Annotated in this window: 26 protein-coding genes; 15 read left to right on the top strand and 11 right to left on the bottom strand. The window is 60.8% G+C overall.

The genetic code is table 11. The features are described from left to right. Positions 1-23: 23 nt before the first annotated feature. The gene (locus tag ACIPL0_RS01945) at positions 24-485 is read left to right on the top strand and encodes a YiiD C-terminal domain-containing protein (RefSeq protein WP_400594218.1); all 462 of its coding nucleotides are present in this window, start codon (positions 24-26) and stop codon (positions 483-485) included. Between the two features lie 210 nt (positions 486-695). Here the strand turns inward: ACIPL0_RS01945 and cysQ are convergent, their stop codons facing one another. Further along, the gene (cysQ, locus tag ACIPL0_RS01950) at positions 696-1,544 is read right to left on the bottom strand and encodes a 3'(2'),5'-bisphosphate nucleotidase CysQ (protein ID WP_400594215.1); all 849 of its coding nucleotides are present in this window, start codon (positions 1,542-1,544) and stop codon (positions 696-698) included. Further along, complete coding sequence (nudE, locus tag ACIPL0_RS01955; RefSeq protein WP_400594212.1) at positions 1,541-2,107, bottom strand: ADP compounds hydrolase NudE; 567 nt, start codon at positions 2,105-2,107, stop codon at positions 1,541-1,543. Before nudE ends, cysQ begins: the two co-directional genes overlap by 4 nt. Positions 2,108-2,201: 94 nt before the next feature. Here nudE and yrfG point away from each other — a divergent pair, with 94 nt between their 5' ends. Beyond that, entirely contained in the window at positions 2,202-2,864 is a 663-nt protein-coding gene (yrfG, locus tag ACIPL0_RS01960; RefSeq protein WP_400594209.1) for a GMP/IMP nucleotidase, read from the top strand. A 176-nt stretch (positions 2,865-3,040) separates the two neighbouring features. Here the strand turns inward: yrfG and lysM are convergent, their stop codons facing one another. Next, entirely contained in the window at positions 3,041-3,481 is a 441-nt protein-coding gene (lysM, locus tag ACIPL0_RS01965) for a peptidoglycan-binding protein LysM (RefSeq protein WP_400594206.1), read from the bottom strand. Positions 3,482-3,644: 163 nt separating this feature from the next. Between lysM and ACIPL0_RS01970 the strand changes: the two genes are divergently transcribed. The 3 genes from ACIPL0_RS01970 to ACIPL0_RS01980 all read left to right on the top strand — a co-directional run bounded on the left by ACIPL0_RS01970 (position 3,645) and on the right by ACIPL0_RS01980 (position 7,801). Then, on the top strand, positions 3,645-4,532 hold the full coding sequence (locus tag ACIPL0_RS01970; RefSeq protein WP_400594203.1) for a LysR family transcriptional regulator: 888 nt from the start codon (positions 3,645-3,647) through the stop codon (positions 4,530-4,532). Positions 4,533-4,627: 95 nt separating this feature from the next. Beyond that, positions 4,628-5,461, top strand: a complete 834-nt coding sequence (gene fdhD, locus ACIPL0_RS01975) for a formate dehydrogenase accessory sulfurtransferase FdhD (protein WP_400594200.1) — start codon at positions 4,628-4,630, stop codon at positions 5,459-5,461. A 9-nt stretch (positions 5,462-5,470) separates the two neighbouring features. Continuing rightward, positions 5,471-7,801, top strand: coding sequence for an FdhF/YdeP family oxidoreductase (locus ACIPL0_RS01980; protein WP_400594197.1), 2,331 nt, complete (start codon positions 5,471-5,473; stop codon positions 7,799-7,801). 40 nt (positions 7,802-7,841) lie between these two features. Here ACIPL0_RS01980 and ACIPL0_RS01985 read toward each other — a convergent pair whose 3' ends face one another. After that, entirely contained in the window at positions 7,842-8,111 is a 270-nt protein-coding gene (locus ACIPL0_RS01985) for a hypothetical protein (RefSeq protein ID WP_400594194.1), read from the bottom strand. A 383-nt stretch (positions 8,112-8,494) separates the two neighbouring features. On the opposite strand from ACIPL0_RS01985, the gene ACIPL0_RS01990 reads away from it, so the two are divergent. Continuing rightward, the gene (locus tag ACIPL0_RS01990) at positions 8,495-8,965 is read left to right on the top strand and encodes a glycine zipper domain-containing protein (protein WP_400594191.1); all 471 of its coding nucleotides are present in this window, start codon (positions 8,495-8,497) and stop codon (positions 8,963-8,965) included. 63 nt (positions 8,966-9,028) lie between these two features. Here the strand turns inward: ACIPL0_RS01990 and ACIPL0_RS01995 are convergent, their stop codons facing one another. Beyond that, entirely contained in the window at positions 9,029-9,460 is a 432-nt protein-coding gene (locus ACIPL0_RS01995) for an acyl-CoA thioesterase (protein ID WP_400594188.1), read from the bottom strand. 49 nt (positions 9,461-9,509) lie between these two features. Next, positions 9,510-11,441, bottom strand: a complete 1,932-nt coding sequence (locus ACIPL0_RS02000) for an ATP-dependent DNA helicase RecQ (RefSeq protein ID WP_400731264.1) — start codon at positions 11,439-11,441, stop codon at positions 9,510-9,512. A 503-nt stretch (positions 11,442-11,944) separates the two neighbouring features. Here ACIPL0_RS02000 and ACIPL0_RS02005 point away from each other — a divergent pair. The 3 genes from ACIPL0_RS02005 to nadS all read left to right on the top strand — a co-directional run bounded on the left by ACIPL0_RS02005 (position 11,945) and on the right by nadS (position 13,287). Continuing rightward, positions 11,945-12,496 (top strand): hypothetical protein, encoded by a 552-nt coding sequence (locus ACIPL0_RS02005; RefSeq protein WP_400594182.1) that lies wholly within the window; start codon positions 11,945-11,947, stop codon positions 12,494-12,496. Positions 12,497-12,682: 186 nt separating this feature from the next. Continuing rightward, positions 12,683-13,003, top strand: a complete 321-nt coding sequence (locus tag ACIPL0_RS02010; RefSeq protein WP_400595167.1) for a type II toxin-antitoxin system RelE/ParE family toxin — start codon at positions 12,683-12,685, stop codon at positions 13,001-13,003. Next, positions 13,000-13,287, top strand: coding sequence for a NadS family protein (gene nadS, locus ACIPL0_RS02015; protein WP_400594179.1), 288 nt, complete (start codon positions 13,000-13,002; stop codon positions 13,285-13,287). The genes ACIPL0_RS02010 and nadS overlap by 4 nt, the downstream gene beginning before the upstream one ends. Before the next feature lie 126 nt (positions 13,288-13,413). Here the strand turns inward: nadS and ACIPL0_RS02020 are convergent, their stop codons facing one another. After that, positions 13,414-14,955, bottom strand: coding sequence for a phosphoenolpyruvate carboxykinase (locus ACIPL0_RS02020; protein ID WP_400594176.1), 1,542 nt, complete (start codon positions 14,953-14,955; stop codon positions 13,414-13,416). Positions 14,956-15,147: 192 nt separating this feature from the next. Further along, on the bottom strand, positions 15,148-16,050 hold the full coding sequence (gene hslO / locus ACIPL0_RS02025) for an Hsp33 family molecular chaperone HslO (RefSeq protein ID WP_400594173.1): 903 nt from the start codon (positions 16,048-16,050) through the stop codon (positions 15,148-15,150). 100 nt (positions 16,051-16,150) lie between these two features. Here hslO and ACIPL0_RS02030 point away from each other — a divergent pair, with 100 nt between their 5' ends. Continuing rightward, a complete protein-coding gene (locus tag ACIPL0_RS02030) occupies positions 16,151-16,960 on the top strand; it encodes a phosphatase PAP2 family protein (protein ID WP_400594170.1) in 810 nt (269 codons plus the stop codon). Positions 16,961-17,098: 138 nt separating this feature from the next. Here ACIPL0_RS02030 and ACIPL0_RS02035 read toward each other — a convergent pair whose 3' ends face one another. Further along, positions 17,099-17,500: an RNA-binding S4 domain-containing protein gene (locus ACIPL0_RS02035; RefSeq protein WP_400594167.1), complete on the bottom strand. Its 402-nt coding sequence runs from the start codon at positions 17,498-17,500 to the stop codon at positions 17,099-17,101. A 355-nt stretch (positions 17,501-17,855) separates the two neighbouring features. Here ACIPL0_RS02035 and ACIPL0_RS02040 point away from each other — a divergent pair, with 355 nt between their 5' ends. Together ACIPL0_RS02040 and rimK are read left to right on the top strand one after the other, a co-directional pair. Beyond that, positions 17,856-18,311 carry an ATP-dependent zinc protease gene (locus ACIPL0_RS02040; RefSeq protein ID WP_400595165.1) on the top strand — a complete coding sequence of 152 codons (456 nt, stop codon included), beginning with the start codon at positions 17,856-17,858 and terminating at the stop codon, positions 18,309-18,311. Next, on the top strand, positions 18,308-19,213 hold the full coding sequence (gene rimK, locus ACIPL0_RS02045) for a 30S ribosomal protein S6--L-glutamate ligase (RefSeq protein WP_074757922.1): 906 nt from the start codon (positions 18,308-18,310) through the stop codon (positions 19,211-19,213). The genes ACIPL0_RS02040 and rimK overlap by 4 nt, the downstream gene beginning before the upstream one ends. Positions 19,214-19,329: 116 nt before the next feature. On the opposite strand, the gene ACIPL0_RS02050 is transcribed toward rimK, so the two are convergent. Beyond that, complete coding sequence (locus ACIPL0_RS02050) at positions 19,330-20,643, bottom strand: ATP-binding protein (RefSeq protein ID WP_400594164.1); 1,314 nt, start codon at positions 20,641-20,643, stop codon at positions 19,330-19,332. Positions 20,644-20,791: 148 nt separating this feature from the next. Then, positions 20,792-21,532 carry a two-component system response regulator OmpR gene (gene ompR, locus ACIPL0_RS02055; protein ID WP_400594161.1) on the bottom strand — a complete coding sequence of 247 codons (741 nt, stop codon included), beginning with the start codon at positions 21,530-21,532 and terminating at the stop codon, positions 20,792-20,794. A gap of 282 nt (positions 21,533-21,814) precedes the next feature. Between ompR and ACIPL0_RS02060 the strand changes: the two genes are divergently transcribed. The 3 genes from ACIPL0_RS02060 to gshA all read left to right on the top strand — a co-directional run bounded on the left by ACIPL0_RS02060 (position 21,815) and on the right by gshA (position 26,311). Continuing rightward, positions 21,815-24,145, top strand: a complete 2,331-nt coding sequence (locus ACIPL0_RS02060; RefSeq protein ID WP_400594158.1) for a Tex family protein — start codon at positions 21,815-21,817, stop codon at positions 24,143-24,145. Beyond that, on the top strand, positions 24,145-24,528 hold the full coding sequence (locus ACIPL0_RS02065) for a PaaI family thioesterase (RefSeq protein WP_400594155.1): 384 nt from the start codon (positions 24,145-24,147) through the stop codon (positions 24,526-24,528). The genes ACIPL0_RS02060 and ACIPL0_RS02065 overlap by 1 nt, the downstream gene beginning before the upstream one ends. Positions 24,529-24,724: 196 nt before the next feature. After that, positions 24,725-26,311, top strand: a complete 1,587-nt coding sequence (gene gshA, locus ACIPL0_RS02070) for a glutamate--cysteine ligase (RefSeq protein ID WP_400594152.1) — start codon at positions 24,725-24,727, stop codon at positions 26,309-26,311. The last annotated feature ends 162 nt before the right edge of the window (positions 26,312-26,473 follow it).

Below are 26,473 nucleotides of genomic sequence, written 5' to 3' on the forward strand. Positions count from 1 at the left end.
GATAATTTCAGCAGGACACGTACATGAATCCGGAGTTGATTGCCCAAAGCCTGGAGGCGGTGCTGCATCAGGACATTCCCCTGACCCGTGACATGGGGGTGAAGGTGCTCGCCTGGCACGATCACCAGTTGCGCCTGCACTTGCCGTTGGGCCCCAACATCAACCACAAGAGCACGCTGTTCGGCGGCAGCCTGTATTGCGGCGCGGTGCTGGCCGGCTGGGGCTGGCTGTACCTGCGCCTGAAAGAGGCCGGCATCGACGACGGCCATATCGTGATTCAGGACGGCCAGATCAGCTATCCGCTGCCGGTGAAAAGCGATGGCGTGGCGATCTGCGATGCGCCGGACGACGCGACGTGGGACAGGTTCGTGAAGCTGTATCAGCGCCGTGGCCGGGCGCGGCTGGTCCTGAATACGCGGATCGTCGCTGAAGGCTCGGAGGAATCAGCGGTGACGTTTGTCGGGCAGTATGTGCTGCACTGCTGATGGGCAAACGCTCCCTGGCTGCCCGGAATCGTGCTGTGTTCCTTAGATTCGCTGGCTTGCGCTGCCCCTTGTAGGAGCTGGCTTGCCCTGCGAGCGGCGACGAAGTCGTCGTAAAACCAGAGCACGCGGTGTATCAGGACAACCGCATTGGCTGATTTTACGACTGCTGCGCAGCCGCTCGCAGGACAAGCCAGCTCCTACAAGGAGGGGTCATACACCCGACTTGGCCAACGCGATCAACGCCTCGCGCCACGCGGCCTCACCCGGCAACGCCAGGAAAAACGGATTGAGCAAGGACTCTCGCGGCGGATAGTCGAACGCTTCGCCGGCCAAGTTCAACACCACGCCACCCGCCCCTTCCAGCACGCCTTGCGCGGCAGCGGTGTCCCACTGCGAGGTCGGCGCCAGACGCGGATAGCAATCGGCAGCCCCCTCGGCCAGCAGGCAGAACTTCAGCGAGCTGCCGATATTGGTCAGTTGCAGCTCACCCACTGCAGCAGAAAGCCCCGCCAGCAGCTTCTCCTGCTCAGGGCTCGAATGGCGGCGGCTGGCAACCACGGTGAACGACTCCCCCGCACCCGGCTGGTTGCGCACGCTGATCGGCTCGGCCTGACCGGCATCGTCGCTGCGCCACGCCCCCAGCCCGGCGCCGCCGAAGTAGCAACGGTTGTTGGTCGGCATCGACACCACGCCGAACACCACCTGGCCGTTTTCGACCAGCGCCACGTTCACCGTGAATTCTTCACTGCCGGAAATGAATTCCTTGGTGCCGTCCAGCGGATCCACCAGCCACCAGCGCTGCCATTGACGGCGCTCGTCGACAGGAATGTTGGCGTCCTCTTCTGAAAGAATGTGGATCGTCGGATCCAGCGTTTTCAGCCCTGCCACCAACACCTCGTGAGCGGCGAGGTCCGCAGCGGTGACCGGCGAATTGTCGGCCTTGGCGGTGACTTCCACACCCGAACGCCAGAACGGCAGGATGGCTTCACCGGCACGTCGGCACAGTTCGATCACCGGCGCCAGCAGCGGGTGTGGCAATTGCGCGAACACGTCGGTCATGGCTGGAAATCTCCACGCTGGGTCAACAGGTCACGGGCCAGATACAGGGCGGCCAGCGCCCGGCCTTCGGAGAATTGCGGGTGCTGGACGAGGCTGGACAGTTCGCGCAGGTTGATCTTGTCGACGCGCATCGGCTCGGGTTCATCGCCCGGCAGCCGTTCTTCGTACAGGTCGGTCGCCAGCACCACCTGAATCTTCTGGCTCATGTAGCCCGGCGACAACGACAGCTCGGTGAGGTGCTCAAGGTTGCGCGCGCCGTAGCCGGCCTCTTCCTTGAGTTCACGATTGGCGGCCGCCAGCACGTCCTCGCCCGGCTCGATCAGGCCCTTGGGCAGGGACATTTCGTATTCGTCGGTGCCGCCGCAATATTCTTCCACCAGCACGGCATGGTCAGCATCGAGCATCGCCACGATCATCACTGCGCCATAGCCGTTGCCGCGCCCGACCAGACGTTCGTAGACACGCTCCACGCCGTTGGAAAAGCGCAGTTGCACCTCCTCGACGCGGAACAGACGGCTGCTGGCGACGATCTCGCGAGCAAGTACGGTGGGTTTCTGGCGCATGGCAGGCTCCTTGGCGTAGACGGGGTACTATACCGTGGCTTTTCCGAAAGTCTTGGTTGCAAACCGATACGCCGCCTTCAATCCGAGGATCTGTATGCCTTCTCTGCCGTGGTCTGACATCGATACCGTTCTGCTGGACATGGACGGCACCCTGCTCGACCTGCATTTCGACAACCACTTCTGGCTGGAACACCTGCCGCAGCGCTACGCCGAGCTGCACGGGGTCAGCCGGGCCATGGCCGACATGGAGTTGCTGCCGCTGTTCGAGAAAAATGCCGGGACGCTGAACTGGTACTGCACCGATTTCTGGAGCGCCGAGCTGAAACTGTCGGTCAAGGACCTGAAAGTCGAGATCGCTCACCTGATCGCTCTGCGCCCGGATGCCGAGCTGTTCTTGCAGGCGATCAAGCAGGCCGGCAAGCGAGTGATCATGATCACCAATGCCCACCGTGATTCGCTGTCGTTGAAGATGGAGCGGTTGCAACTGGCGCCCTATTTCGAACGCCTGATCAGCTCCCACGATTACGGCTACCCCAAGGAAAACCCACAGTTCTGGGACGCGCTGCACACCGACATCGATTTCGACCCGGCACGCAGCCTGTTCATCGACGACACCCTGCCGATCCTGCGCAGCGCCGGACGCTACGGCGTGAAACACCTGCTGGCGGTGCGCGAACCGGACAGCCGCAAAGGGCCAAAGGATACGGAGGAGTTTGCGGCGGTGGAGGACTATCGGGGGTTGATCGAGGGGTTGTGAGACAGCGTCCGTGGACACCGGCTTACTGGAACCGCATTACCTTTAGGATGGCGGCTTGCTGGCAACACATTACCTGTAGGAGCCGGCTTGCTGGCGAACGCGGTGTGTAAGTCGATATCCCTGTCACTGACACACTTTGGTTCGCCAGCAAGCCGGCTCCTACAGACCGCAGTGAACTAGTCGGGAATACGCAACACCTGCCCCGGATAGATCCTGTCCGGGCTTTTCAGCATCGGTTTGTTGGCTTCGAAGATCTTCTGGTACTTGTTCGGATCGCCGTACACGCGCTTGGAAATGGCACTCAGCGTATCGCCGCTTTCCACCGTGACGAATCGGGACGCTGCGGTTGTGCCCCCCGCGACGGTGATCTGATCGTCGACACTGCCTACACCGGCAATATTGCCCGCCGACAGAATGATTTTTTCCTTTTCTTCCTGACTGGCGACCTCTCCGGTCAACGTCACCTTGTCGCCCTCGACCGTCGCCTGGACGTTCGGGTTTCCCAGTCCCACCTTTGCAATGTGATCCTTCAACTGCTCGCCAGCCTGGGCATTGCCTGGCGTAAGAAGGTCTATGAGTTTTTCACCGGCTTCTTTTACAAAACTGATAAGGCTCATGACGCTTTCTCCCTGCGTTGTTATGACATCCCAGTTCAAACCATAGCCGCAACCGGCGCGGCGCCACTGGCATCCGACCAGTGACCCTTCGCGGTCCGATCCCCCATGCGACAGCGTGTCGCGCTAGAATCGGCGCGCCAGCACAGTGCCTTGCGGAGTATCCATGGACATCAAACAGCTGAAATTCCTGATCGCCCTCGACGAAACCCGACATTTCGGGCAGGCCGCCGCGCGCTGTCACATCACTCAGCCCACGCTGTCCATGCGCCTGCGCAGCCTGGAAGAAGAGCTCGATCTGCCGCTGGTCAACCGCGGTCAGCGTTTCGAGGGTTTTACCGCGCCGGGCGAGCGAGTGCTGGCCTGGGCACGTTCGGTACTGGCAGCGTATGACGGCCTGCAAGCCGAGGCAGCGGCCTGCCGCGGCCATCTGGTGGGTACGCTGCGGCTGGGCGTTGTGCCGTTGTCGAATTTCGATCCGCTGCCACTGTTGCAACGCATGCACGACGTGCACCCGAACATGCGTTTCGAGCTGTCGTCGCTCAGTTCCGAGCAGATCCTGGATCAGTTGGCGAGCAACCGTCTCGATCTCGGCGTTTCGTACCTGGACCGCCTCGACACCGACCGTTTCGACTCGCTGGAACTGGCCGAAACCCGCATGGGCCTGCTGTATGACCAGCGCCATTTCAGCTTTGGCGATGAACCGCTGAGCTGGGAAAGCCTCATCGAACTGCCGCTGGGCATGCTCACCAGCGGCATGCACTTTCGCCAGTCCATCGACCACAACTTCCATAGTCGCGGTCTGGAGCCGCAGCCGCTGATCCAGACCGATGCCGTGCATCAGTTGTTGCAGGCGGTCAATGGCGGTTTCTGCTGCGCGATCATGCCGCTGGACGGCGGTCTGGAAACCCTCACCGAACACCTGCGCCTGCAACCCATCGAACAGGCGCAAACCCTTGCCCGGCTTGGCTTGATCATGCGTCGCGCCGCCCCGCGTTCGGCGTTGGCCGAGGCGTGCTTTACCCTGTATCAGAAGATGATCAAACCGTCTTGATCGACGCCATCTATCACGACATCAGTACTAGCGATTAGACGCCATCGGGCCGGAAGCCTAGGCTGGAGGCCTGAATAATCTGCCGGTAATTCCCGATGCAAGACAAGCACACGGAGACTACGGCGCCCGCAAAACAACTGCCCGCGCCCGCCGCAAGCCAGTCCTACACCTACACCAGCCTGGGCCACGACACCTGCGAACCTGCGGTGCTGGCCGAAGAGGTGGCGCTGGCCATTGCCTACAACGGTATCAGCCAGGCCGTCATGCTGGTGACGCCCACCGATCTGGAAGACTTCATCGTCGGTTTCAGCATCGGCAGCGGCATCATCGAATCGGCAGACGAAATCTACGACCTCAAGCTGGGCGGCTGCGGTTCTGCGCAGACGGCGGAAGTGGAAATTTCCAGCCGCGCCTTCTGGAACCTCAAGACCCAGCGTCGGCAACTGGCCGGCACCAGCGGTTGCGGTCTGTGCGGTGTGGAAGCGGTGGAGCAGGCGCTGCCGGAGCTCAACGTGCTGCCCGGCGCCCCGCTGCCACCGGCCGAATGGCTCAAGGGCCTGCGCGAACGCATGGGCGAGTTCCAGCCGCTGGGCCAGTACAGCGGCGCGGTTCATGCGGCCCTGTTCATGAACGACAAAGGCGAGTTGCTGCTGGGCCGTGAAGACATCGGCCGGCACAACGCCCTGGACAAGCTGATCGGCGCCCTGATTCGCCAGAACATCCCGACCGCCGGCGGCCTGGCCATCGTCACCAGCCGCTGCAGCCTCGAACTGATCCAGAAAGTCCTTCGGGCCGGCATCCAGACGCTGGTCAGCCTGTCGTCGCCGACCGGGCTGGCTCTGCAATGGGCCCGCCGCCACAACCTCAATCTGATTCATCTGCCTAAACACAGCGCACCCAGGGTCTATAGCCCTGCCTTGGAGAAGTAAAGCGTGAGCATGCACAAACAAGCCGACAAGACCCCCGTCCCGCGCTACAAACCCTACAAGGGCGCCGCCGGCGGATGGGGCGCCTTGATCAGCGTGAGTAAAGCCTGGCTGACCAGTGACAACGCGCTGAAGAACCTGCGCATGATGCTTAAGACCAACCAGAACGGCGGCTTCGACTGCCCGGGCTGCGCCTGGGGTGACTCGCCGGAAAGCGGCATGGTCAAGTTCTGCGAAAACGGCGCCAAAGCCGTCAACTGGGAAGCCACCAAACGCCGTGTCGACCCGTCGTTCTTCGCTCGCTACAGCGTCAGCTCGCTGCTGGAGCAAAGCGACTATTGGCTGGAGTACCAGGGCCGTATCACCGAGCCAATGGTTTACGACGCCAATACCGACCGCTACAAGCCGATTGCCTGGGACGACGCCTTCGCCCTGATCGCCAGGCACCTGAACAACCTGCCCAGCCCGAACATGGCCGAGTTCTATACCTCCGGCCGGGCCAGCAACGAAGCGGCGTACCTGTATCAGTTGTTCGTCCGCGCCTACGGCACCAACAACTTCCCCGACTGCTCGAACATGTGCCACGAAGCCAGCGGCGTGGCGTTGTCGCAAAGCGTGGGCGTCGGCAAAGGCACCGTGACCTTCGATGATTTCGAACATTCCGATGCGATCTTCGTCCTCGGCCAGAACCCCGGCACCAACCACCCGCGCATGCTCGAACCGCTGCGTGAGGCGGTCCAGCGCGGCGCTCAGGTGGTGTGCGTCAACCCGCTGAAAGAGCGTGGTCTTGAGCGCTTCCAGCACCCACAGCACCCGCTGGAAATGCTCAGCAACGGCTCCGAGCCGACCAACACGGCGTTCTTCCGTCCGGCACTGGGCGGCGACATGGCACTGCTGCGCGGCATGGCCAAGTTCCTGCTGCAATGGGAACGCGAGGCGCAGGCCAAGGGCGAGCCGGCGGTGTTCGACCACGTGTTCCTCAACGAACACACCCATGGCGTGCAGGACTACCTGGCCGTGGTCGATGCCACTTCGTGGGAGTTCATCGTCGAGCAGTCCGGCCTGTCGCTGGCCGACATCGAACTGTCGGCGCGCATGTACGCCAAAGCCAATAACGTGATCATGTGCTGGGCAATGGGTATCACCCAACATCGCCATTCGGTGCCGACCATTCAGGAAGTCGCCAACCTCATGCTGCTGCGCGGCAACATTGGCAAGCCAGGCGCCGGCCTGTGCCCGGTGCGCGGTCACAGCAACGTGCAGGGCGACCGCACCATGGGCATCAACGAGCGCCCGCCGGCGTTCTTCCTCGATGCCCTGGAAAAGCGTTTCCAGTTCAAAGTGCCGCGTGAAAACGGCCACAACGTGGTCGAAGCCATTCACGCCATGCTCGAAGGCCGTTCGAAAGTCTTCATCGCTCTGGGCGGCAACTTCGCTCAAGCGACCCCGGACAGCAATCGCACCTTCGAAGCCCTGCGCAACTGCGACCTGACCGTGCAGATCAGCACCAAGCTCAACCGCAGCCACCTGACCCACGGCAAGGAAGCACTGATTCTGCCGTGCTACGGTCGCACCGACATCGACATGCAGGCCGAAGGCCCGCAAGCGGTCACCGTGGAAGACTCGTTCAGCATGGTTCACGCCTCCAACGGCCAGCTCAAGCCGCTGTCGCGCCACATGCGTTCAGAGCCGGCCATTCTGGCCGGCATCGCCAACGCGACCGTCGGCAAGAAGCCGGTGGACTGGCTGTGGCTGGTGGAGGATTACAGCCGTATCCGCGACCTGATCGCCGATACCATTCCGGCGTTCCAGGACTTCAACGAGAAGATCAAGAATCCGGGTGGCTTCTATCTGGGCAGCACCGCCGGCTCCCGTCGCTGGAACACGCCGACTGCGCGCGCCAACTTCAAGTCGAACCAGTTGCCAAGCGACCTGTTGCACGAAAACATCCGTGGCACTGGCATCACGCCGGATCTGATCATGCAGTCGATGCGCTCCCACGATCAGTACAACACCACCATCTACGGCCTCGATGACCGCTATCGCGGCGTGAAAGGCCAGCGCGACGTGATGTTCCTCAACGAGGCCGACATCATCCGTCTGGGCTTCGTGCCCGGCCAGAAAGCCGACATCGTGTCGATCTGGGGTGATGACATCGAACGTCGGGTCAAGGGTTTCACTCTGCTGCCATTCGATATCCCGGCCGGCCAGGCGGCGGCGTACTATCCGGAGGTCAACCCACTGGTGCCGCTGGAAAGCATCGGTGATGGCAGCCATACGCCGACCTCCAAGTTTGTCGCGATCAAGCTGGAGCGGCATGTGGAGACAGCGCGGATCATTTGATGCGGATCGGGAGCGTGCTCAGGCACGCTCCCGACTTGTTTCAGGTGTGCCCGCCGACTTGTAACACCGTCACGATTTGACGGACCTCGTCGATCCGGAAGGTTGCCCTCTCAGAGCCGCTGAGGCGAATCTGATATTGATTCGATGATCCACTGAGCATCTTGTAATCCATACCACCCGCCAGCTTCGCAGCGTCCTTTGGGTAGCTGCCGCGATAAATGGCGTTCTGAAAAATATCCCACTTGCCCTGTGCGCTGGCCGACAGCTGCGCACGGAATCTCGCGTTCTCTTTGTTGAGTGTCCAAATCATTACTTTTTTGATCTTTTGCTGAGGCGATGACCGGGTGTCATCGCGCCGCAGCACCTTAGCCAGAGCGATCAAAAATGTAGGCAGGATAAACGCACTTGTTTAAGGAGAAAGAACCGCGCAAAACGCAATATTTATATAAAAGTTAATAGCGATTACGGAGTTCGAGGCGTAGGATTTTTTACAAGCAAGACATGAAAAAAGCCTGAATCGCAACGATCCGGGCTTTCACCAAGTGATTTATGACACAGCAAATCGCATTAAGTTCCCGATCAAAAACAATAACTTATAGTTTTGTATACAAGTCGTGTTATTCGTCGGATTTCGATTGAGACATTTCCTACAGCATTGCAGGATCGCGTCGTCATCCCTACGAGCATCCATACATGAAGTTCTCCTCGATTCTGTTGTTGTCTCTGTCTCTGGCTAGCGGCTTCGCCTCGGCAGGCGATAACCTGAACGCCGGCGTGGGCGGCGCATTGGGCGGGGTACTCGGTTCCGTGGTCGGCCAGCAACTGGGCGGCAGCACAGGTTCGGCGATTGGTGCCGGTCTGGGCGGCGCAGCCGGTGGCGCTGTCGGTGCCAACCGTCACAACCGCGCTGAAGCCGCCATCGGCGGTGGTCTGGGCGCTGCGGGCGGTAACGTGATCGGCCGCAGTGTCGGCGGTTCGACCGGCAGCCTGATCGGCGCAGCAGCCGGCGGTGGCGCCGGTGGCGCGCTGGGTAACTACATGGGCGAACAGAGCCGTCATGACGACGACCGCCGTGGTTACCGTGGCGACCGTCGCTATTATGACCACGACCGTGGCCATCGCCATTACGACCATGGCCGTCACCGCGGCTGGCGCCACCGCTGATAGCCAGCGCGCCACGTAACAGGTTCAAACACCGGCCGCCTCATCAGGCGGCCGGTGTGCATTTCAGGCCTGCAATCGCTCCAGCGCATCACGCAGCATCGTCGGGATCGGCGCCGGCTGATTCGATGCCCGGTCGACGAATACATGCACGAAACGCCCCGCTGCTCGCGCCTCTTCTTCCCCCGCCTTGAATACCGCCAATTCGTACTGCACCGAACTGTTACCCAGCTTGCCGACGCGCAAACCGATCTCGATCAGATCCGGATAGGCCACCGATGCAAAGTAGTCACACGCAGAGCTGACCACGAAGCCAACGGTATCGCCTTCGTGAATATCCAGCCCGCCCTGCTCGATCAGATAACTGTTCACCGCGCTGTCGAAAAAGCTGTAGTAGGTCACGTTGTTGACGTGACCGTAGATATCGTTGTCGTGCCAGCGCGTGGTGATCGGTTGAAAATGGCGGTATTCGGTACGTTGCGGGGTCGATTGAGACATTCCGTTGAGGGTCCTTGAGTCCGGTTTGAAAAACGTTATCAACGATGCATCACGCGAGTCGTGACTGCACCCACTGACGCACATTCGCGTAGGGGTAATCCTCAAGCATCGCGAAACCACGAATAGTGCGCGCCTTGAGCCGGGTGAACAATGGCACGCTGATACCGCAGAGAAACCGCGTCAGGCATTCGCTCTCGGGTTTATAGCCCAGCATTTCCTCGTGCCTGGCAACGAACTCGCTACAGGTATCGTCGAAGTCCCAGCGCTCAAGCGGCGTCAGCGCCGGCGGTTCCGGCAAGCGGGCGACATGACCGGCACACACCGAACAATGGCCGCATCGATCAGGCGCTTGCGTATCACCGAAATACTCCGCCAGACGATGACTGAGGCAGCGCTCGCTGGAAAACAGCTCCAGCATCGCGTGTATCCGCGCCACCTCGGTGGTTTCGTGATGCACGAAATACTCATGCAGTTCCGCACTCAGCGCATCGGCATCGAAGTCTGCGGCCAGCAGGCTGTAAACCTCAGTCATCTGCTTGCTCTCAAGCTCGATCCAGCCTTTTTCCTGGAAGAAATCCAGTGCGGTGACCACCCTCGCCCGCTCGGCCTGGTATTGCTGATACATCGCATCGAAATCCACGGTGGCCCATGTACGCACACGCCGAGAGGTGTCCACCAGCGCCTGCACGAACTGCTGTCGTTCGCCCTGAAAACGCTGGACCAGCACATCGGGTTCGATCAGGTATTTGAACCGGTAATCGGCGAAATACGCATAGCGCGGCGCGATGATGCGGCGCAATTCCAGCTGCACCAGCAAGGTCTTGAGCGGTAACTGGCGAATGTTGCTCTGGTCCGACAGCGGCGTCAGCAGAAACTCCCACTGACCGTCACCACGGGCGTTTTGCAGGTCATCCAGCACCCGACGGATACCCGAGCGCTCGGGCGTGTCACCGTAAACGAAGTTTTCCAGCACATTGAGGCTGTCGCGGTTGGCCAGCACCAGACACTGCGAGGTCGCGCCATCGCGTCCGGCCCGGCCGATTTCCTGACTGTAATTTTCAACGGACTTGGGCAGGTCGAAGTGCACGACGTTGCGGATGTCGCTCTTGTCGATGCCCATGCCGAACGCGATGGTGGCGACGATGCAGTTCAGCCGCCCGTCCATGAACTGTCGCTGGATCACCTCGCGCTTATCGTGAGGCAGTCCGGCGTGATAGGCCTGAGCGGGAATGCCGCTTTGCGCCAGATGCGCGGCCACCAGCTCGGCGGTTCGTTGCAAGGTGACGTAGACGATGCTCGGCTGACCCGCGCGTTCGCTCAGCCACTGCACCAGCCGGCGGCGCTTGTTGCTGCCCGCGACAGGCTCGACCAGCAGCGTCAGGTTGTGTCGATAAAAACCGGTGGTCACAACATCCCCCGGAGCAATGCCGAACCTGGCCTGCATGTCGGCAATGACCTGCGGCGTCGCCGTAGCGGTCAGCAACAACGCCTGCGGAATATTGAACTCGCGCTGGTAGTCCGGAAGCTTCAGGTAATCCGGGCGAAAGTTGTGGCCCCACTCGGATATGCAGTGCGCTTCGTCGACCACCAGCAATGAAATCGGTACCTGGCTGATGAAGTGGCGAAAGCGCTCGTTTTTCAGGCGCTCCACGGAAATCATCAGGATTTTCAGCTCGCCGGAACGGGCCCGGGCCATGACGTCGGACGCGTCGTCACGACTTTGCGCCGAATCGATACTCGCGGCAGCGATGCCATGACGCTGCAGAAACGCCAGTTGATCCTGAATCAGCGCCAGCAACGGCGACACCACCAGCGTCAGGTGCGGCAGCAACAGCGCCGGCAACTGATAACACAGCGACTTGCCTGACCCGGTAGGGAAAATCGCCGCTACCGAACGCCCGCCCAACACCGCGCTGATCGCAGCCTCTTGCCCGGGCCGAAATTGCCGATAACCGAAAACCTGCTCAAGGGTTTGATGCATATGTCACCGCTCCATGGACCATTGCAAGGGCTGGAACCTTAACGCGCAGGAACCGGAGGCCATACCACGAAACCGTTACTGAAATACCGGACTGCTTACGACTTGCTACAGACTCGATACACAGTACTAGCAAAACACTATGACGGCGTTTAACCTCGCCGCCAACACGATCAAGATCAGCAGCACGCCGGACGCTTAACCCTGCGATGCGCCAAGGAGAGGCCATGCGACCCACCCAGCCGCCCGAAGACGAACGGATTGTCATGCAACGCCTGACACCCGATCAGTTCGATGTTGTACTCGGCTCCCACCCCGTAAAACGAAAAGACCTACCCAAAAAGGGAGGGCTGCCATTCAGCACGCTGGCCATTCTTCTGGCATTGGTGGCTGCGATTGTCTTTCTGATCACGCAGATGTTTCACACGTCCAGGCCAGCACCTGTCAGCGTGCCGGCAAGCCTTGCGGCACCCGAGCCCGTACCGGAAGCCATCAGGGAGGCTCCTGTGGTAACGCCATCAAGCGCTCCGGCAGCCGAACTGCGTACCACCGAGCAGGTGGTGTACACCGCGCCGAAATCCGACCAGGCGCCACCGGCAAACCGCTCGCTGGATAATTGCCTGAAAGACGGCAACGTCATCGACCGCGACGTCATCAACTGCCGTTTCGGCGACGCTCAACCCACCGACTACAACGCGCCGCGCCCGCAAGGCATGGTGTCCGACCGCTACATGGCCGAATACAAGACCGCCGCTACCAGACCCAAGGCCGAAACCGGACGTCGTTATGAAGTGGCCGGCGTGTTCATCCGCGAAATCGACGGCCGCAACCGCTACGAAGCGCGCTATCGCATCTACAACAACCACATCGAAAACAGCAGCGTGTGCATGAACTTCAAGTCCGACAGCGTCGAATACCGCGAATGCCGCCGCGCCGCCGTTCCCTTCTTCAAGGACATGTGCAGCGACTGGACCAAGAAGACGGCCAAGGACAAGAACGAGAAGAACCAGCTGGCTCAGGAGCAGTACTGCGAGGCGGCGCGGAGTTATCAACCGTGAGCCCGAAGCAATCTTTTCTGCCGGAGAAGATCGCACCGACACCACCGAGCCGGTTCAAAAATATCTAATTACCGCTGACCAATACCTTGCTTCTGAAAGTATGAGCGCCCGCCTCAGCAGCGGCCTCTATTAACCCTTGGGTAAGCAACTGGCTTGCCCAAGGTAAGTCAGCGGCGTACATTGGCAGTGATTTTCATTGAAACAACTCTCTTCACCAGGCATGCGAACGAGCTTCTCGACGACGACGGCTTGAGAGGGCTTCAACAAGCCTTGGCTCAGAACCCTTTGGCCGGACGCGTTATCGAAGGGACAGGTGGAATCCGGAAAATCCGCGTTGCGTCAAAAGGGCACGGAAAGCGTGGTGGCGCACGGGTTATCTACTACCACTTCACACGCAGTTTCCAGATTGCCCTGTTGATGATTTACGCCAAAAACGAGCAGGTCGATCTGACGCATGAAGAATGCAGAGCCCTTAAGCGGCTGATTGAAGGATGGGGTCACCAATGAGCAAATTCTTTGAGGATTTGATAGGTAGCGTCCAGGAAATGGATGAAATCATTCGCGGCGAACGAGAGCCCTCACGGGTATTTGTCGTCGACGCATTGCGAATCAAACAGATCCGCAAAGCTACCGGGCTGTCGCAAGCCAGATTTGCCGCTGCAATCGACGTGGAACTCTCCACTTTGCGGAATTGGGAACAAGGACGGCGCGAACCGACTGGCCCGGCAAAAGCATTGCTCAAGGCGATACACAATGACCCGGTCAATGTCATCAATGCGCTGGCCGGGTAACTGGTGGGCTATCGATATCCGCGTACTTGATTAGCGCTACCCGCCTGGGCGCCTGTGGAAATGAATAAATCCCAACCATAAAAAACCGCCCACAAGGGGCGGTTTTTCATTCAGGCAAACCCGCTCTTACAACTTCGGACCTGCTGCCTTGATCGCGTCGCTCACGTCGAACTTCTTGAAGTTCTCGATGAACAGACCGGCCAGCGCCTTGGCGGCTTCGTCGTAAGCGGCTTTGTCAGCCCAGGTGTTGCGTGGGTTGAGCAGGCCGCTGTCTACGCCCGGTACCGACTTCGGCACGTCGAGGTTGACGGTGTCCAGGTGCTCGGTTTCCGCGCCGATCAGAGCACCGCTCTGGATGGCTGCGATGACGCCACGGGTGGTCGGGATGTTGAAGCGTTTGCCGACGCCGTAGCCACCGCCGGTCCAGCCGGTGTTGACCAGATAGACCTTGGAACCGAAGCCACGGATGCGCTTGATCAGCAGCTCGGCGTATTCACCGGCCGGACGCGGGAAGAACGGCGCGCCGAAGCAGGTGGAGAACGTCGACTTGATGCCGGCGCCCGAGCCCATTTCGGTGGAGCCGACCAGTGCGGTGTAGCCCGACAGGAAGTGGTAGGCAGCCTGTTCTTCGCTGAGGATCGACACTGGCGGCAGTACACCGGTCAGGTCGCAGGTCAGGAAGATCACGGCATTCGGTTCGCCGCCCAGGTTGGCTTCGGAACGCTTCTCGACGTGCTCCAGCGGGTAGGCCGCGCGGCTGTTCTGGGTCAGGCTGCTGTCGGCGTAGTCGGCGTGCTTGTTGGCGTCGAGAACGACGTTTTCCAGCACGGCGCCGTGCTTGATGGCTTTCCAGATGACCGGCTCGTTCTTCTCGGACAGGTCGATGCACTTCGCGTAGCAGCCGCCTTCCATGTTGAAGACAACGCCTTCGCCCCAGCCGTGTTCGTCGTCACCGATCAGGTAACGGCTTTCGTCTGCGGACAGAGTGGTCTTGCCGGTGCCGGACAGACCGAAGAACAGGGTCACATCGCCTTCTTCGCCGATGTTGGCAGCGCAGTGCATTGGCAGCACGTCGGCGGCCGGCAGCAGGAAGTTCTGTACCGAGAACATGGCTTTCTTCATTTCACCGGCGTAGCGCATGCCAGCGATCAGCACTTTCTTCTGAGCGAAGTTGATGATGACGGTGCCGTCGGAGTTGGTGCCGTCACGCTCAGGCACGCACTCGAAGTTGGCGACGTTGAGGATCTGCCATTCTTCGCGGCCAGCCGGGTTGTACTGGGCAGGGTTGATGAACAGGCAACGGCCGAACAGGTTCTGCCAGGCGGTCTGGGTGGTCATCTTCACTGGCAGGTAGTGCTCGGCGGCAGCACCTACGTGAACGTGGGAAACGAAGTGTTCCTGCGCGTTGTTGAACGCCTCGACACGGGCCCACAGGGCATCGAACTTGTCGGCAGGGAACTTGCGGTTGATCGGGCCCCAGGCGATAGCGGCCTGAGTGCTTGGTTCTTCTACGATGAAACGGTCGACCGGCGAACGACCGGTACGGTGACCGGTTTCCACGACGAGTGCGCCGGTATCGGACAGCACGCCCTCACCGCGACTGAGGGCTTCTTTAACCAGATCGTCGACACTGAGATCGGTGTGAACGGCGTTATTGGCTTGCGTCATGAGATTCCCCGTCGGCCCGATGGCCGAGTGCTCCAAACGTTTTGTAGTAGAAAAACCCGAACTACTACAGCTAAAAAGTGGCCGGATTATGCCAGAACCGCTCGAAAAAGGTAGGGCCCTCCTGTCAGAACTACATCACGCAAGCCCAAGCCTGCCGGGCAGAAACCATTCAGCCCGGACCGGCGCACTACATCAATGGCGAGTGTCGGACGGGGTATCGGTGCCGCCACCGGCAAACAGCTGCACTACATCGGTTGCATCGAAAAGATAGCGCTGGTTGCAGAACTGGCAATCGATCTCGATGGTGCCGTTGTGCTCGGCAACCAGTTGCTGCGCGTCCTCAAGCCCCAGGCTGGTCAGGGCATTGGCCGAACGTTCGCGCGAGCAGCTGCAACGGAACACCAGAGGCTGAATATCGAACATGCGCACGGCATCTTCGTGGAACAGGCGGTGCAACACGGTCTCGTTATCCAGGCTCAGCAGTTCTTCGCCGGTCAACGTATTGGCCAGTGCCCGGACATGCTGCCAGCTGGCCTTGCGGTCATCTTCATCCTTCAGGCGCTCAGGCGGCAGTTGCTGCAAGAGGAAGCCGCGCGCGCGCTTGCCGTCGGCATACAGCCAGAACTCGGTCGGCAACTGCTCGGACTGCACGAAGTAGTCCGACAGGCAGCGCGACAGGTTCTCACCTTCGAGATCGACGATGCTCTGATAGCGCTTGCCGTGTCGCGGGTCGATGTTGATGACCAACGTCCCTTCGGGCATCAGATCCTGCAATGTGTCGCCCGGCTTGATCAGGCTCTCGTCGTAACGGGCGATACCGCGCAATTCGCGCTCGCTGGAGCACTCGACCATCAGCAGGGAAACAGGCCCCTGCGAACGCGCCTGAAGCACCAGCAGACCATCGAATTTCAGAGTGCCGACCAACAACGCTGCCGCGGCCAGCAGCTCGCCCAGCAACTGGGCAACCGGCTCGGGGTATGGATGTTTGGCGAGCACCTCGGCGTAGCTTCGTTCCAGCGAGGCGAGTTCGCCGCGAACGTCGCTCTCGTCGAACATGAAGCGCTGGGTGTTATCGGTGTCCGGGAAATCATGCATAGGAAATTGGTATCTGAAGTAATGACAAAGTGATGACGACCGCTTATAAAACGCGGCTTAGCACCGACCGGTGCACTGTCATGCCGAATGAGGCCATTTTATGGACTATCCCGTGCTGTTCCAAGCCAAGTGGAACGCCAAGAAACTCTTGTTGTGCAACGTCATTGCCCTGCTGCTGCTGCTGATCTGGGTCTGGCCCGCTGGCCACGCGGCTTTCACCCAATTCGACGAGTGGTTGTTCCACCTGCTCAACCGCCCTCTGGAACAGAGCAAAGTCTGGCTCTGGATCTGGACAGTCGCCAGCATGCGCCCTTTCGATATCGTCGTTGGCCTGATTCTGCTGATGCTGCTGATCAAGGGTGACTGGGTCTTCAAGACCGTGCAGACCCGCGCGGCGCTGATCAGCTTCGTTCTGACGCTGATCGTGCTGCTGGTGATCCGCACCGTGTTCTCGAAAATCATCGACCACACCTCGCTGCAGCATGACAGTGCATCGGTGGTGATCCCCGACGCGATCAAGCTCAGCGAGATTTTCCCGACGCTGGAAGACAAATGGCAACTCAAGGACCGCTCCAGCCAGAGCTTCCCTGGCGACCACGCGTCGGTCCTGCTGATCTGGGCCATGTTCATGACCGTATTCAGCCGCACCGTCGGCCAGCGTGTCGTGATCTGGGTGCTGGCGTTGCTGTTCATGATGCCGCGGCTGGTGGCCGGCGCTCACTGGGGCCAGGACGACTACATCGGCGGTGTGATGATCGCCCTGCTGGCGCTGGGCTGGAGCTGCTACACCCCGTTCGCAGCCAGGGTCACCGGTTTCCTGATGCGCGCTACCGCACCGATCTTCAATCTGTTCGGTCGCATTCCGCTGCTCAATTGCTTGAGCATCATGAAGCCGGGCGCACAGTTGTAACACCGTCGCCGTGGTTATCGGCGGGTGGTCGTGGGGGGGAGCCCTGCTCGCGAATGCAGGGTTCAATCAGCCTTGCAGCGTCTGACCTGACGCCTTCGCGCGCAGGGCTCCCTCCCACAGAAAGCGGCCATTCGCCGCTCAATCCCCGCCCGAGTGAAACTGAAACAGCTGCCGACGCTGTTTCTTGGTCGGCTTGCCATCAGTCGTTACCCCCAGGCTTCCGGCCTTGCGCATTTCGGCGGCCTGTTCGCGTTTCGCCAGGCTTTCCGGCGTTTCGCTGTAGAGCAGTTGCGCTTCCGGCGCCCCGCGACGAACGATGGACAGCGCCTTGACGACCACCGTGCGCTCATCGAAACCGGCGCGGATCTGATATTCATCACCGATGCGCGGCTCCTTGCCGGGCTTGCAGCGCTCGCCCCGGCAATGCACCTTGCCGCTTTCGATCGCAGCCTTCGCCAGCGCCCGGGTCTTGAAGAAACGCGCCGCCCATAGCCACTTGTCCAGGCGAACCTTGTCGTCTTCTTCCGGCTTCTGTGTCATCTGAATTCCTCAATCTGCTGATAGTCAGAACTGTACTACGCAATACCGGGGACGCAGTAATTCCACGCCTTGGTTAGAATCCGCGCACACCATCGAAGGCATGCGTTCTTGCGTTGGTCAGGCTATCGTTCTCGGGGTTGTCACAATGTGGACCGAGTCGAGCGTTAGAGTCATCGCCCAAGGCAGTGAAGCTGCCTGGAAACGTAGGCTGGCGCCGGCTGCGACATTTATTCGATGCGAGGCCTTCCGGGAGACCGGAGCCGCATCCAGGGCATGGGTTTCGGGCAGCCCCGGGATCTGGCAGAACGCGTAAACGTACGGAACCGCTTTGAAAACATTCGACCATCTCTCAGTCATCGGCCTTCGCGAATGGGTAGCTCTGCCCGATCTCGGGGTTGCGGGGTTGCGCGCGAAAATCGACACCGGGGCCAGCACCTCCAGCCTGCACGCCACGGAAATCGAACCCTTCGAGCGCGACGGTGAAAAATGGGTGCGTTTCAACGCTCACCTGGGCACGGTCGTGCAGCTGCGACACCGCCGCTGCGAGGCCCAACTGGTGGCGATGAAGACCATCAAGAGTTCCAACGGTCATGCCCAGGTGCGGTACGTGATCCGCACCACGCTGGCACTGGGTGATCGCGTCTGGCCGGTGGAATTCACCCTGGCCTGCCGCAAGGCCATGCGATATCGGCTGTTATTGGGTTCCAAGGCCCTGATCGACGGCCAACTGGTGGTCAATCCGGGCGTTACTTATGTTCAGGACAAGCCGGTATTTCCGGCTTCAATTTCCTCTGCCACAGGTGTTGCATGAAGATCGCTGTGCTTTCGCGAAACCCGCGTCTGTATTCAACTCGTCGCCTGGTCGAAGCGGGTATCCAGCGCGGCCATGAGGTCGTAGTGATCGATACCCTGCGCGCCTATATGAACATCGCCAGTCATAAGCCGCAGATCCACTATCGGGGCAAGCCGCTGGAAGGCTTCGATGCGGTGATCCCGCGAATCGGTGCATCCGTGACCTTTTACGGCTGCGCCGTGCTGCGTCAATTCGAAATGATGGGTGTCTTTCCGCTCAACGAATCCGTGGCCATTGCCCGCTCCCGGGACAAGCTGCGTTCGCTGCAGCTGCTGTCACGGCGCGGCATCGGCCTGCCGGTCACCGGTTTCGCGCACTCCCCCGACGATATCCCCGACCTGATCCAGATGGTCAACGGCGCGCCGCTGGTGATCAAGGTACTGGAAGGCACCCAGGGCATCGGCGTGGTGCTGTGCGAAACCGCGACTGCCGCCGAATCGGTGATCGAGGCTTTCATGGGCCTCAAGCAGGACATCATGGTGCAGGAATACATCAAGGAAGCAGGCGGCGCCGACATTCGCTGCTTCGTGGTCGGCGACAAGGTCATCGCCTCGATGATGCGTCAGGCCAAACCCGGCGAATTCCGCTCCAACCTGCACCGTGGCGGCACGGCCAGCCTGATCAAGATCACCCCGGAAGAACGCATGACCGCCATCCGCGCCGCCAAGGTCATGGGGCTGAGCGTGGCAGGCGTGGACATCCTGCGCTCCAACCACGGCCCGCTGGTCATGGAAGTGAACTCTTCGCCAGGGCTGGAAGGCATCGAAACCACGACCGGCAAGGATGTCGCGGGCATGATCATCCAGTACATCGAGAAAAACGGTGGCCCGCACATGACGCGGACCAAGGGCAAGGGCTGATCTCCATGATCACCCTTGTGGGAGCGAATTCATTCGCGAATGTATTTTCAGTCGATGCAGATTCGTCGCCAGTTACATCGCATCGCGAATAAATTCGCTCCTACAATGGCTCTTTTTCAATCCGCATCCCGCGGCAGCAAAAGCCCCAATGGCAGGCGCACGCGTGCCTCAAGCCCGCCACCCGAGCGGTTACGCAGTTCGACATTGCCGCCGTGCATGGCGGCGATCCGTTTGACGATGGCCAGCCCCAGGCCGGTGCCCTTGCCACCACGGGCACGGTCGCCTCGGGTGAACGGGTTGAAAATCCCTTCCAGCTCCGACGGGTCGATGCCCATGCCCCGGTCCAGCACGCTGAGCACCACGTAAGGCGCACCGCTGTCGCCCGACACATAGGCCGCAACTTCGACGCTGTCGCCGGCGTGGTGCATGGCATTGCCAATCAGGTTGTTGAGCAGGCGCTTCATCGACACCCTGCGCAGCGGAAAGGGCGGGATCGACTCCAGACGGGTGCGTACCTGCTCGACCGGATTGTTGTACGGCGCGACCACTTCCCGGATCAGCTCGACCAGATCGACTTCTTCGACCTCTTCGTCGCGCCCGTCACGAATGAACGCCAGGAACTGGTCGAGGATCGCGTCCATGTCCTCGATGTCACGCACCATGCCTTCCATGAATTCGTTGTTGCTCGGCATCAATTCCAGTGACAGACGAAGCCGGGTCAAGGGTGTACGCAGGTCATGGGAAACCCCTGCCAGCATCAACTCGCGCTCCTGCCCCGCCTGTTCGACGTCTTCGGCCATCTGGTTGAAAGCGCGGTAGACCTCGGTCATTTCACTGGGTGTGTCACTGACTGGCAGACGCACACTGCGTCCCTGACCCAACTGGCGCGCCGCAAACACCAGGCGCTTGAGCGGCTGGTTGAGCTGGCTGACGAAAATCCAGGCCGACGCTGTCGACAGCAGACCGATCGCCAGGAACCAGCCCAGCACGCTCCAGATTTTCTGGCCGCGCAACGGGTGTGGGTATAACGGCACTTTCAACCAGCCATCGCCCAGGCTTGGCGCTCGCACCCACAGCGCGGGTGGCGCATGCACGCGCAGGCGCACTTCGGTGTCAGCGCCCAGCTCGGCCTGCATCTGACGCTGGTAGATCTCCGAATAAGGCCAGTGCTGCTCGCCCTCCGGCACCCCGCCACCGACTACGCGAATCAGGCCTGCCGCATCGGCGATGGTCTGCCGATCGCTTTCATCCGCCGCCCAGTACGCCCGTAGCGTCAACGCCACACCGTGGCTGTACTGACGGTCGACCAGCACGTCCTCGTTCATCAGCAGGTACACCAGGGTCAGCGCCTTGGAAAACAGCACGACGATGAGCACCAGCCACAGGGTGCGGGAGAAAAAGCTTTGCGGAAACCAGAGCGGTGTTTTCATAAACAGCGGCTACACACTTTGCGGGCGAGAAAGGCTCGGGACATTTCGCGGAGGCAGAAAACGGCAAAAACCAGCCACATCGATCACTTCCGAGGAAGCATCGAGGTAGCTGGTCAACGTATCCGGGAACAACCCACCGGCTACACGGTTATTGCTTGCCGGCACCATCCGGGACGAACACATAACCCACACCCCAGACGGTCTGGATATAACGTGGCTTGGCTGCGTCCACTTCGATCAACCGGCGCAGGCGCGAAATCTGCACGTCGATGGAGCGCTCCAGCGCATCCCACTCGCGACCACGGGCCAGGTTCATCAGCTTGTCACGGGTCAGCGGCTCGCGGGCGTGCATCACCAATGCCTTGAGCACCGCGAATTCACCGGTGGTCAGCATGTGTACTTCTTCACCGCGCTTGAGCTCGCGGGTGGCCAGCGACAGTTCGTAATCGCCGAACGTCACGGTTTCGTCTTCACTTGCCGGCGCGCCCGGCACCGGAGCGGTCTGACGACGCAATACAGCCTTGACCCGAGCCATCAGCTCGTCAGGGTTGAATGGCTTGGCGAGGTAGTCGTCGGCGCCCAGTTCCAGGCCCTTGATCCGGCTCAGCTCGTCGCCCTTGGCGGTGAGCATGATGATCGGGATCTGGTTATTGGCGGCGCGCAGACGACGGCATGCCGAGAGGCCGTCTTCGCCTGGCAACATCAGATCCAGCACGACGAGGTGAAACACTTCGCGAGCCAGCAGCCGGTCCATTTGCTCGACGTTGGCCACGGCGCGCGCGCGATAGCCCTTGCTGGTGAAAAAACGCTCTAGCAGGCTGCTCAGGCCCGGGTCATCGTCGACGATGAGGATTTTTTCGCCTTCAGCCGTTTGTGCAATGCTGCTCATTGGAAGCTCCTTTAATCTCGGCGCGCATTATGGCGTAGCTGCTGTGATGCGCACCGTGTGCATTGTTAGCAGATTTTTCCTGAGCCGACACTGTCGCTCTCACCTGCGCATTTGCACGATGCGCGTCCAGGCATCGGAAGCCTTTGCGCCACTCTCCGATCGGCTGATCCCCTAATCCGGACTCACTGGGTATAATGCGCCGCCCTCAATGTCAGGCAGCATGCGCTCACGGCGGTTCGCCGGCAGCCGGTTTTTTTGCACACACATTTGCCAGGTGGTTTTATGGACAGTATCAACAGCCGCATCGCCGAGGAACTCGGTGTCCGCCCGCAACAGGTCGAAGCGGCCGTCGCACTACTGGATGAAGGCTCTACCGTGCCGTTCATCGCTCGCTACCGTAAGGAAGTCACCGGCAGCCTCGATGACACGCAGCTGCGTCATCTGGAAGAGCGCCTGCGTTATCTGCGCGAGCTCGATGAACGTCGCGTCGCCATCCTTGCCAGCATCGAAGAGCAAGGCAAGCTGACCCCGGAGCTGGCTCGCGACATCAAGCTGGCCGACACCAAGACCCGTCTCGAAGACCTTTACCTTCCTTATAAGCAGAAGCGCCGTACCAAGGGCCAGATTGCCCTGGAAGCCGGCCTCGGCGAGCTGGCCGACGGCCTGTTCAATGACCCGAGCCTGACCCCGGAAACCGAAGCCGCACGCTTCGTCGATGCCGAAAAAGGCTTTGCCGACGTCAAGGCGGTGCTGGAAGGCGCCAAGTACATCCTCATGGAGCGCTTCGCCGAAGACGCCACCCTGCTGGAAAAACTGCGCAGCTTCCTCAAGCAGGAAGCCGTACTCAGCGCCCGCGTGGTGGCCGGCAAGGAAGAAGAAGGCGCCAAGTTCCGCGACTACTTCGAACATGACGAGCCGCTGAAAAGCGTGCCGTCACACCGCGCCCTGGCGATTTTCCGTGGTCGCAACGAAGGCGTGCTCAGCTCCGCACTGAAAGTCGGCGAAGAGCTGCCGGGCACCCTGCACCCGTGCGAGCTGATGATCGGCGAGCGCTTCGGTGTGCAGAACCAGAACCGTCCAGCCGACAAATGGCTGGGCGAAGTGGTGCGCTGGACCTGGAAGGTCAAGCTCTACTCGCACCTGGAAACCGACCTGCTCGGCGAACTGCGCGACGCCGCCGAAACCGAAGCGATCAACGTATTCGCCCACAACCTGCACGACCTGCTGCTGGCAGCTCCTGCCGGCCCGCGTGCCACCCTTGGCCTGGACCCGGGCCTGCGCACCGGCTGCAAGGTTGCGGTGGTCGACGCCACCGGCAAGCTGCTGGATCACGCCACCGTGTATCCGCATGTGCCGAAAAACCAGTGGGATCAGACCATTGCCGTACTGGCCGCGCTCTGCGCCCGCCACTCGGTCGACCTGATCGCCATCGGCAACGGCACTGCCAGCCGCGAAACCGACAAGCTGGCCGCCGAGCTGATCAAAAAATATCCAGGCCTGAAAATGACCAAGGTCATGGTGTCCGAGGCCGGCGCTTCGGTGTACTCCGCTTCGGAGCTGGCCGCCAAGGAATTCCCGGACCTAGACGTTTCGATCCGTGGCGCGGTGTCGATTGCCCGTCGCTTGCAGGATCCGCTGGCCGAACTGGTGAAAATCGACCCGAAATCCATCGGTGTCGGTCAGTACCAGCACGACGTGTCGCAGCTCAAGCTAGCCCGTGGCCTGGATGCGGTGGTGGAAGACTGCGTGAACGCCGTTGGCGTCGACGTGAACACCGCGTCGGTCGCCCTGCTGGCGCGGATTTCCGGCCTGAACACCACGCTGGCGCAGAACATCGTCGCCCATCGTGATGAAAACGGTGCTTTCAAGACCCGCGCGGCGCTGAAGAAAGTCCCGCGTCTGGGCGAAAAGACCTTTGAACAGGCCGCCGGTTTCCTGCGCGTCATGAACGGCGACAACCCGCTGGACTCCTCTGCGGTTCACCCCGAGGCCTATCCGCTGGTGCAACGCATCGCTGCCGAAACCGACCGCGACATCCGTTCGCTGATCGGTGACACTGGCTTCCTCAAGCGTCTCGATCCGAAGAAGTTCACCGACGAAACCTTCGGCCTGCCGACCGTGACCGACATTCTGCAGGAGCTGGACAAGCCGGGCCGTGACCCGCGTCCGGAGTTCAAGACCGCCGAGTTCCAGGAAGGCGTCGAAGACCTCAAGGACCTGCAGCCGGGCATGATTCTCGAAGGCGTGGTGACCAACGTGACCAACTTCGGTGCCTTCGTCGACATCGGCGTGCATCAGGACGGTCTGGTGCATATCTCGGCGCTGTCGGAGAAGTTCATCAAAGACCCGCGCGAAGCGGTGAAAGCCGGCGACGTGGTCAAGGTCAAGGTCATGGAAGTCGACATTCCGCGCAAACGCGTCGGCCTGTCGATGCGCATGAGCGACACCCCGGGCGAGAAGATCGACGGCGCCCGTGGTGCTCGTCCAGGCGCCGCACCGCGCCAGTCGCAGGGCAATGCGAATGCTCCGCGCAAGGAAACCGTCAGCGCTGCCCCGGCCAATAACGCCATGGCTTCGCTGTTCGCCAACGCCAAGCAACTGAAGAAGCGCTGATGGACATCGCTCCCGAACTGACCGAAAGCGCGTATTTCAAGACCCTCGGCTGCAAGCTGGTGAACCTGGGCGACGGCGTTGCCCAGGTGTCTCTGGCGCTTGAGCCCCACCTGCGCAATCGCGGTAACGTGATGCACGGCGGGGCGCTGTTCAGTCTGGTCGATATCACCATGGGGCTGGCCTGTTCCAGCTCCCACGGCTTCGATCGGCAAAGCGTGACCGTCGAGTGCAAGATCAACTACATGCGCGGCGTGCCGGATGGCGAAGTCATTTGCACCGCGACCGTGCTGCACGCCGGTCGGCGCACGCTGGTGGTCGAAGCCGACGTGCGTCAGGACGACAAGCTTGTCGCGAAAGCGCAGGGCACCTTCGCGATCGTCTAGCTGTCCGGTAGTGATATGAGTTAATTTCGGCACTGTTATCAGTGTCGAAATCAACTGATTGACCTGCAGGACAGATCAGCGACGGGCATCGGCGTTCGGGCCAACAACGAGGCGAAAACGCCAGTTCCTTTCTTCACCCTTGTAGACCGCCATATCGTCCCCATATAGGGCCGACTGACGCGTGAAGGAATCCAACTTGAGCGAATTTCTCAACCGCCGCCTGGCTCTGCTCGGCGAGCCCTCTCACCTCTCCCTCCTGGAGAAGTGCTTGCACGGCATAGAGCGTGAATGCCTGCGCGTGACCGACGAAGGTCGCCTGGCGCAAACGCCGCACCCTGAAGCACTGGGTTCCGCACTGACCAACGAGCAGATCACCACTGACTACTCCGAGTCGCTGCTGGAGTTCATTACCCCGGCGCTGGCCAACCCGGCCGACACGCTGGACAGCCTCGACAAGATCCATCGCTTCGCCTACAGCAAGCTGGGCAGCGAATACATCTGGAGTCCCTCGATGCCGAGCCCGCTGCCGGCCGAGGAAGACATTCCGATTGCCTATTACGGCACCTCGAACATCGGCAAGCTCAAGTACGTCTACCGCCAGGGCCTGGCCCTGCGCTACGGCAAGACGATGCAGTGCATTGCCGGCATTCACTACAACTTCTCGCTGCCGGAAGACATCTGGTCACTGCTCAAGCAGACCGAAGCCTTTGAAGGCACCGACCGCGACTATCAGTCCCACAGCTATATCGCGCTGATCCGCAACTTCCGCCGTTACAGCTGGCTGCTGATGTACCTGTTCGGCGCCTCGCCGGCACTGGACGCCAGCTTCATGCGCGGCCGTTCGCACCAGCTCGAACAGTTCGACGCCGACACGCTGTATCTGCCGTATGCCACCAGTCTGCGCATGAGTGACCTGGGCTACCAGAGCAACGCCCAGGCCGACCTGACGCCGTGCTACAACGACCTGCTGACCTACACCGACAGCCTGCGCAAGGCGGTTGCCACGCCTTACGCGCCGTATGTCGAAATCGGCACGCACAAGGACGGCGAGTGGATTCAGCTCAACACCAACGTGCTGCAGATCGAAAACGAGTACTACTCGACCATTCGACCCAAGCGCGTGACCTACTCCGGCGAGCGCCCGATCCAGGCGCTGATGGCCCGTGGCGTGCAGTATGTGGAAGTCCGCTGCCTGGACATCAACCCGTTCCTGCCGGTGGGCATCGACCTGCAGCAGTCGCGCTTCATCGACGCCTTCGTGCTGTTCTGCGCCCTGCAGGAGAGCCCGCAACTGGCCGACTGCGAATGCGGCAACGCCAGCAGCAACTTCCTGACCGTGGTCAAGGAAGGTCGGCGTCCGGGCCTGCAACTGAGCCGCAACACCTCCACCATCGACCTGAAAGTCTGGGCTGATGAGCTGCTGGACAAGATCGAGCCGATCATCGCCCTGCTGGACAAGGCGCAAGGCATCGATGACCACGCCAAGTCGCTGGCGGCGCAACGTGCCAAGGTCGCCGATCCGTCGCTGACTCCGTCGGCCCAAGTGCTGGCCAGCATGACCGAGCACAAGGAAGGCTTCGCAGCCTTCTCCATGCGCCAGGCCCGTGCCCACGCGGAGAACTTCCGCAGCCGCCCGCTGAGCGTCGAGGATCAGACCGACTTCGAGACCCGCGCCCGCGAGTCGCTGGCGCAACAGGCAGAGATGGAACAGACCGAAGAGCCGGTGGATTTCGACACCTTCGTCGGTGCCTATCAGGCGAGCATTCTGGCGATCAGTAACTGATCCGCTGAATGAATAAAAACGGCGTGCCCTGGCACGCCGTTTTTTTATCTGCCAATCCCGATTGTGGGCTGCTGCCCAAATCCGTCAGGCGCCCCCAACCTTGTGGGAGGGTGCTCTGCCTTCGGCAAAAAGCCATCGCGGGCAAGCGCGCTCCTACGCAGG

The organism is Pseudomonas sp. NPDC090208 (genome assembly GCF_044746785.1).
In the GTDB taxonomy this organism is placed as follows: domain Bacteria; phylum Pseudomonadota; class Gammaproteobacteria; order Pseudomonadales; family Pseudomonadaceae; genus Aquipseudomonas.

Coding starts and splice junctions, on each gene's coding strand:
- ACIPL0_RS01980 (WP_400594197.1), top strand. CDS start 5,471: ATGCACAAACAAGCCGACAAGACCCCCGTCCCGCGCTACAAACCCTAC.
- ACIPL0_RS02000 (WP_400731264.1), bottom strand. CDS start 11,441: ATGCATCAAACCCTTGAGCAGGTTTTCGGTTATCGGCAATTTCGGCCC.
- ACIPL0_RS01945 (WP_400594218.1), top strand. CDS start 24: ATGAATCCGGAGTTGATTGCCCAAAGCCTGGAGGCGGTGCTGCATCAG.
- ACIPL0_RS02060 (WP_400594158.1), top strand. CDS start 21,815: ATGGACAGTATCAACAGCCGCATCGCCGAGGAACTCGGTGTCCGCCCG.
- lysM (WP_400594206.1), bottom strand. CDS start 3,481: ATGAGCCTTATCAGTTTTGTAAAAGAAGCCGGTGAAAAACTCATAGAC.
- rimK (WP_074757922.1), top strand. CDS start 18,308: ATGAAGATCGCTGTGCTTTCGCGAAACCCGCGTCTGTATTCAACTCGT.
- ACIPL0_RS02020 (WP_400594176.1), bottom strand. CDS start 14,955: ATGACGCAAGCCAATAACGCCGTTCACACCGATCTCAGTGTCGACGAT.
- ACIPL0_RS01990 (WP_400594191.1), top strand. CDS start 8,495: ATGAAGTTCTCCTCGATTCTGTTGTTGTCTCTGTCTCTGGCTAGCGGC.
- ACIPL0_RS01970 (WP_400594203.1), top strand. CDS start 3,645: ATGGACATCAAACAGCTGAAATTCCTGATCGCCCTCGACGAAACCCGA.
- ACIPL0_RS02050 (WP_400594164.1), bottom strand. CDS start 20,643: ATGAAAACACCGCTCTGGTTTCCGCAAAGCTTTTTCTCCCGCACCCTG.
- fdhD (WP_400594200.1), top strand. CDS start 4,628: ATGCAAGACAAGCACACGGAGACTACGGCGCCCGCAAAACAACTGCCC.
- yrfG (WP_400594209.1), top strand. CDS start 2,202: ATGCCTTCTCTGCCGTGGTCTGACATCGATACCGTTCTGCTGGACATG.
- ACIPL0_RS01995 (WP_400594188.1), bottom strand. CDS start 9,460: ATGTCTCAATCGACCCCGCAACGTACCGAATACCGCCATTTTCAACCG.
- ACIPL0_RS02035 (WP_400594167.1), bottom strand. CDS start 17,500: ATGACACAGAAGCCGGAAGAAGACGACAAGGTTCGCCTGGACAAGTGG.
- ACIPL0_RS02065 (WP_400594155.1), top strand. CDS start 24,145: ATGGACATCGCTCCCGAACTGACCGAAAGCGCGTATTTCAAGACCCTC.
- ompR (WP_400594161.1), bottom strand. CDS start 21,532: ATGAGCAGCATTGCACAAACGGCTGAAGGCGAAAAAATCCTCATCGTC.
- ACIPL0_RS02030 (WP_400594170.1), top strand. CDS start 16,151: ATGGACTATCCCGTGCTGTTCCAAGCCAAGTGGAACGCCAAGAAACTC.
- nudE (WP_400594212.1), bottom strand. CDS start 2,107: ATGCGCCAGAAACCCACCGTACTTGCTCGCGAGATCGTCGCCAGCAGC.
- ACIPL0_RS01985 (WP_400594194.1), bottom strand. CDS start 8,111: ATGATTTGGACACTCAACAAAGAGAACGCGAGATTCCGTGCGCAGCTG.
- cysQ (WP_400594215.1), bottom strand. CDS start 1,544: ATGACCGACGTGTTCGCGCAATTGCCACACCCGCTGCTGGCGCCGGTG.
- nadS (WP_400594179.1), top strand. CDS start 13,000: ATGAGCAAATTCTTTGAGGATTTGATAGGTAGCGTCCAGGAAATGGAT.
- hslO (WP_400594173.1), bottom strand. CDS start 16,050: ATGCATGATTTCCCGGACACCGATAACACCCAGCGCTTCATGTTCGAC.